Origin of the sequence: Paenibacillus alkaliterrae (assembly GCF_021532375.1) — a bacterium.
Classification (GTDB): domain Bacteria; phylum Bacillota; class Bacilli; order Paenibacillales; family Paenibacillaceae; genus Pristimantibacillus; species Pristimantibacillus alkaliterrae.
Genome location: NZ_JAKGAP010000076.1, coordinates 21,959 through 28,724, shown reverse-complemented (window position 1 = coordinate 28,724; position 6,766 = coordinate 21,959). Strand labels below are relative to the sequence as shown.

Here is a 6,766-nt window from a genome sequence, read left to right as displayed (position 1 = left end):
GCGTAAACTAGGGAACCGCCGTATACCGAACGGTACGTACGGTGGTGTGGGAGGTCGGCTACTCAAATAATGAGTAGCCTCCTACCCGATTGCAAATTAAGGGGGATACGCAGATGAGACAGCATATTGTAGTGGTCGATGACGATGATAAAATTATTTCTTTGCTTCGAAGAAGCTTAGCCTTTGAAGGCTATGAGGTGACAACGGCCTCCAACGGAATGGAGGGCTTAAAGGCGCTGCTCGTGAAGGAGCCGGATCTGCTTATTCTCGATGTCATGATGCCGCAGGTCGATGGGTGGGAAGTTTGCCGCCGCGTGCGCGAGGGAGGCAGCACGGTGCCGATCATGATGCTGACGGCAAAGGACGACGTTATTGACCGGGTAAAGGGACTTGATCTTGGCGCGGATGATTATTTGGTTAAGCCATTTGCGCTGGAGGAGCTGCTTGCACGCGCACGGGCATTGCTCCGCCGCAAGGCAGACAAAATCGAGCAAGCCGGCAATCAGCTCGTCTATGAGGATTTAATTCTGGATATGGATGCCAGGGAAGCTATTCGCGCGGGGCAGCGTATCGAGCTAACGTCCAAGGAGTATGATTTGCTGCTTCTGTTTATGCAAAATCCGCGGCGAGTATTAACGCGGGATGCGATTATGGAGAAAATATGGGGTTACGATTTCAGCGGCGAATCAAACGTGCTGGAGGTATACATCGCTATGCTGCGCCAAAAAGTAGAGGAAGGCGGCAAGAAGCGAGTCATTCAAACGGTGCGCGGCACCGGCTATGTGCTTCGAGGAGAGGCGGGTTAAGCATATGTCCATTCGGCTTCGGCTGACGCTTTGGTATTCGGGGTTGCTGGCTATAACGCTTCTTGCATTTGGCATAACCATTTACTTGTTTATAAATTGGAATACTTATTCAGACTTGAAAGAACAGATTCGTGATCAGGATCGAAATATCATAGTAACGGGTTTAACGAATTTTTTTGATCAATTGGATTTAGATTTAGATAGGCATTCAAGGATTGAAGAAAAAGATATGTATATTCAGATTGTCAATTATAAAGAAGGGGCAATTAAGCAATCAATTAATTTAGGACAATTGGAATTTGTTTTTCCGTACCCTGATGCATCTGCTAATCCCGAAAAAGGAATCGTTAAGATTCAAGTAGAAGTAAATAAAAAAAAATATAATATGCTGATTCATCAACGGCCTATTTATTTGCGTGACGGCACTTTAGTAGGACTTTTACAAGTTGGAGCGATTCCTTATGAGGAAGAAAAGTTTCTCAATGGTGTTCGTACAGCTTTAATATTCTCCTCAATGGTAGTCGTGCTTATTGCTTTTACTGTCGGCTTGTTTATAGCCCGTCAAGCTCTACGTCCAATCGAACGTGTCATACGTGCAACCGAGCAAATCGAGAAAGGATCCGATCTTAGCGTCCGAATTCCCGCAATGGGACCGAAGGATGAGATTGGAAAGCTGGTAAGCACGCTGAACGTGATGCTCTCGCGTCTCGAAATGGCCTATAATGAGCTGGATGATGCCTACAAAGCGCAGCGCCGTTTCGTATCCGACGCTTCTCATGAGCTGCGGACGCCGTTAACAACCATCCGGGGAAATATTGATTTATTGGAGCGGATGTGGGATAAGGTGCGAGAAACGAATTTGAGCAGCGGCTCCGGTGAGTGGCTGCCGCTGGATGCAGAACGATGGGAGCTATCGAAGGAGTCAATGAGCGATATTTCGGCGGAAGCGAAGCGGATGAGCACGCTCGTCAATGACTTGCTCTCTTTAGCCAGAGCCGATGCCGGCTATACGATGGAGAAAGCGCCGCTGGAGCTTCTTCCGTTAACGGAGGAGGTTGTCCGCAGGGCGCAGCTGCTGCCGCGTTCGGCGGAATGGAGAATTGGCGATCTAACCGCTTTAGAAGGAGTCCGCGTTAACGCCAATCACAATTATTTGCAGCAGCTACTGTTTATATTTATTGAAAATGCCTTTAAGTATACTCCGCAAGGGCATATCGAGCTATGCGCGATCCGAAGAGAGCGGCAAATCGGAATCGCTATCCAGGACACGGGTATTGGCATGAATCCTGAGGAGATTCCGCATATTTTCGACCGTTTTTATCGGGCTGACGAATCAAGGGGAGTTACGGTCGGAACGGGCCTCGGCTTGTCGATTGCAAAATGGATAATAGATGAGCATCAGGGTTCCATCGAGGTTACGACTCGCGAGGGTGACGGAACGAAGTTTACGATATGGCTGCCGATAACCTTTTCGGACGCGTTTCCATCGTCTATAATAGAGTCAACGGATGGGATGACGAATTAGAGGTTAATACGCATACCCGGTCAGAAAGCAGGTGCAAGAGATGGAAATTGTAAGAATATCACCGCGCGGCTACTGCTATGGTGTCGTCGACGCGATGGTGCTGGCTTTGCAAACGGCAAAAAACTTGGCACTGCCAAGGCCTATTTATATTTTGGGAATGATCGTCCATAATGCTCACGTAACGGAAGCTTTCGAGCAGGAGGGCGTCATTACGCTCGACGGCGCGAATCGCCTGGAAATTTTGGATCAAATCGAGACGGGTACGGTCATCTTCACCGCGCATGGCGTATCGCCCGAAGTGCGTGAGCGCGCGAGAGAAAAGGGTCTGTCCGTCGTTGATGCGACCTGCCCGGACGTTACGAGAACGCATGACTTAATACGTGCGAAGGCTGCGGAGGGCTATCATATTATTTATATTGGCAAAAAGGGTCATCCCGAGCCGGAGGGCGCAATCGGCATAGCTCCGGAACGTGTCCACTTGATTGAACGCGAAGAGGAGATCGCTTCGCTTGAGCTTCCGGAAGGACCTGCGATAATCACGAATCAAACGACTATGTCGCAGTGGGATATCCGTCATATTATTAATCGCCTATTGGAGAAATATCCTGCCGCAGAGGTTCATAATGAAATTTGCATGGCGACTCAGGTCCGTCAGGAGGCGGTTGCTGAACAAGCAGGCGAAGCGCAGCTTTGCATCGTCGTTGGCGATCCGCGCAGCAATAACTCGAATCGTCTTGCGCAGGTATCCGAGGAAATCGCTGGCGTCAAGGCATACCGGATAGCGGATGTTTCCGAGATTCAGCTGGAATGGCTGAAGGGCATCGACCGGGTTGCGGTTACGTCAGGGGCATCGACGCCTACGCCTCTAACGAAGGAAGTCATTGCTTATTTGGAGCAATACGATCATAATAATCCGGAAACTTGGGAAATCCGACGTACCGTCAAGGTGAATAAGCTGCTGCCTAACATCCGTGTGAAATCGACGGATAGCTCTGCAGCTACTGCCAAAGCGGAAAAGGCGGAGTAAACTGGACGCCTATTGAAATATGAGGCAAGAAAGCCATTTAGGCCGATTTTATCGGCCTAAATGGCTTTCAATATATAAGAAATTATAAGATTCAATTATATATATATTAACTGTATACTTTACTGGTAATCGGACTTTTGCATTGAGCTCACAGTTGGCTTGACTGCGTCGCTCTATGATGGATTAATCCGGAAACTTGGTCCTTTTAGCCGCCATTCGTCGCTCTATGATGGATTTATCCAGTAATTTGTTCCTTATAGCTGCCAATCGTCGCTATGTTGGATTTATCCACTAACTTCGCTCCCGCGGCACCCGGTTGGCATTCTTTGTGAGATCTAACAAATAATTTGTTCCGCAAAAAAGCAGCTAAAAAATTTTACCACATGGGTTGACGAGATGCGTCTTCTCTTGTATATTTACTTTAGTGATTAAAAGCATAGAAGCCACAAAGCATAAAAGCTATAAAGCGTATAAGCGTTGAAGCGCGAAATGAAATAGCCAGTCCTTTATTTTTTAAAATACAAAACCAGGAGTGATCCATATGATCGTCATTACAAACGCAAACATCGCGGAAGAGCGTATCACAGAAATCGTAGCCCATATTGAGAGAGCGGGCGTGCAGGCACATGTATCCAGAGGAACGGATCGTACCGTTATCGGCATTATTGGCAAAGCCGAGCCGACTCTTGCCGAACACCTTCGTCAGATGAAGGGCGTCGAAAATGTCATTAAAATATCCAAATCCTACAAGCTTGCCAGCCGCGACTTTCATCCGGACGATACCGTTATCGACATTAAAGGCGTTAAAATCGGCGGCAGCAACCTCGTCATTATGGGCGGACCTTGCGCAGTTGAGACTCCCGAGCAAATCGACGAGATTGCGCGCTTGGTAAAAGCGGCAGGCGGTCAAGTGCTTCGGGGCGGCGCTTTTAAGCCTCGTACAGGTCCTTACAGCTTCCAAGGGGTCGGTGTTGAAGGACTCGCGATGATGGCCGAAGCAGGCAAGAAGCACGGGCTTCTGACGATTACGGAAGTAATGACGCCGGAGTACGTCGACGTATGCGCGGAGTATGCGGACATCCTTCAGGTAGGAACACGCAACATGCAGAACTTCGATTTGCTTCGTAAGCTTGGCACAATACAGACGCCAGTTTTACTGAAGCGCGGCTTCAGCTCTACTTACGACGAGTTCTTGAATGCAGCGGAATACATCTTGGCAGGCGGAAATCCAAACGTTATGCTTTGTGAGCGGGGAATCCGAACGTTCGAGACTTACACTCGCAACACGCTTGATTTGTCTGCGATTCCGGTGCTGCAATCTCTCAGCCATTTGCCGGTTATATCAGATCCGAGTCACGGAACCGGTCGCCGCGAATTAGTAGAGCCCATGTCTAAAGCATCGGTAGCAGCCGGTGCGAACGGGCTAATCGTAGAGATGCACACGGATCCAGACAACTCCATGACAGGCGACGGCGTTCAATCGTTGTTCCCGGATCAATTTGCCAATCTCTTAAAGCAGCTAGAACTGCTTGCGCCAATTGTAGGCAAACAGTTCGATACGCCGAAGGAGCCGGCTGAAGCCTTCAAGGAATGGAAAATGTAAAGCTGAGAAATTGCCGTGCGGCCTTTGTTCATCAAGGCTGCACGGTTTTTATTTGTTTCATGAGGCGCAATTGTGAACAACTGTTCAAACTTGTAAGTATACCTCACATCCCCATAAAAAATACCTTACATAGCTATTGACGGAGGTTAAACCGTAGTTTTATAATAACGACATGGATTTGGAGCAATAATTGAACAATATCTGTTCATCATTACGCTAATGTTCGGAAATGGAGGAAATTATTCATGTCAGTTCAAAATGTTTTGGACAATATTAAAGAAAACAGCATCATGTTTGTAGACTTCCGCTTCGTGGACCTTCTAGGTCATGCTCACCACATCACTCTTCCGGCTGCTGAGGTTGACGCTGATACTTTCGTTAACGGGGTAGCTTTTGACGGTTCTTCGATCCACGGTTTCCGCGGTATCGAGAACTCCGATATGGTTATGATGCCAGATACCGAAGCCGTATTTATCGATCCTTTTACAGATCACCCTACACTAAACGTGATGTGTAATATCTATACACCTGAAGGCGAGCGTTATGACCGCGATCCGCGCAGCATCGCTCAGAAGGCTGAAGAATATCTTCAAACGACCGGCGTTGGTACGACAGCATTTTTCGCGCCTGAGCCTGAATTTTTCATTTTCGACGAAGTTCGCTTTGAAAGCACTATGAATTCTTCTTCTTATATGGTTGAATCCGAAGAAGCAGGCTGGAACACGAACCGTAAAGAAGAGGGCGGAAACCTTGGTTCTAAAATTCCGGTTAAAGGCGGCTACGTTCCAGTAGCTCCGGTTGACTCGCAACAAGACATCCGCAGCGAAATGGTTCGGCTCTTGCAAGAATCGGGCCTTCGCGTTGAACGTCATCACCATGAAGTTGCAACGGCTGGTCAAGCGGAAATTAACTTCCGTTTCGATACATTGACCAAAACAGCTGACAATCTGATGAAATTCAAATATGTGATTCACAACACGGCTCGCCAATACGGCAAAACGGCTACTTTCATGCCGAAACCGCTATTCGGCGACAATGGCAGCGGTATGCACGTTCATACTTCTATCTTCAACGGCGACACTCCTTTGTTCTACGATAAAGGCGCTTACGCTAACCTAAGCGAAATGGCAATGCACTACATCGGAGGCGTGCTTTACCACGCTCCGGCTTTGATCGCAATCACAAACCCAAGCACGAACTCGTTCAAACGTCTAGTGCCTGGTTACGAAGCACCGGTAAACCTTGTATTCTCCAAAGGTAACCGTTCTGCAGCGATTCGTATCCCGATTGCCGCTGTAACGCCTAAAGGCTGCCGTATCGAGTTCCGTACGCCGGACAACACAGCTAACCCTTACCTTGCATTCGCAGCTATGCTGCTTGCTGGATTGGACGGCATCAAGCGTAAGCTTGACCCTGTTGCTCTTGGATACGGTCCTTTCGACAAAAACATCTACGAATTGCCGGAAGAAGAGAAGAAAGAAATCCGCAGCGTTCCTGGAACGCTTGACGAGGCGCTTAACGCTCTTGAAGCTGATTCCGATTTCTTGACTGAAAGCGGCGTATTCTCCAAGGACTTCATCGAGAACTACGTAGCTATTAAACGCCAAGAAGCAAAAGCTGTTGCAATCCGTATTCATCCGCACGAGTTCAGCCTATACTACGATTGCTAATCCAATCGTTACCTTTGATAGAAAACAGGCCCTTCAAGGGCCTGTTTTCTTGTTGAACAATGAAAAACACCCATAAAAACCGAATATTTAAAGTCGGCTAATCGACATATGTTCGACTTTTTGTTTTTATTAAAT

At 47.8% G+C, this 6,766-nt stretch carries 5 protein-coding genes; all 5 read left to right on the top strand.

The window, feature by feature from the left end; all coding sequences use genetic code 11:
- The first annotated feature begins 113 nt into the window (after positions 1-113).
- The 5 genes from L1N85_RS22895 (at position 114) to glnA (ending at position 6,631) form a co-directional block, all read left to right on the top strand.
- Entirely contained in the window at positions 114-806 is a 693-nt protein-coding gene (locus tag L1N85_RS22895; RefSeq protein WP_235241367.1) for a response regulator transcription factor, read from the top strand.
- 4 nt (positions 807-810) lie between these two features.
- Entirely contained in the window at positions 811-2,331 is a 1,521-nt protein-coding gene (locus L1N85_RS22890; protein ID WP_235241366.1) for a sensor histidine kinase, read from the top strand.
- Positions 2,332-2,371: 40 nt separating this feature from the next.
- Positions 2,372-3,358, top strand: coding sequence for a 4-hydroxy-3-methylbut-2-enyl diphosphate reductase (locus tag L1N85_RS22885; RefSeq protein WP_235241365.1), 987 nt, complete (start codon positions 2,372-2,374; stop codon positions 3,356-3,358).
- A 541-nt stretch (positions 3,359-3,899) separates the two neighbouring features.
- Positions 3,900-4,961, top strand: a complete 1,062-nt coding sequence (gene aroF / locus L1N85_RS22880) for a 3-deoxy-7-phosphoheptulonate synthase (RefSeq protein ID WP_235241364.1) — start codon at positions 3,900-3,902, stop codon at positions 4,959-4,961.
- Between the two features lie 245 nt (positions 4,962-5,206).
- Entirely contained in the window at positions 5,207-6,631 is a 1,425-nt protein-coding gene (glnA, locus tag L1N85_RS22875; RefSeq protein WP_235241363.1) for a type I glutamate--ammonia ligase, read from the top strand.
- Positions 6,632-6,766: the final 135 nt, after the last annotated feature.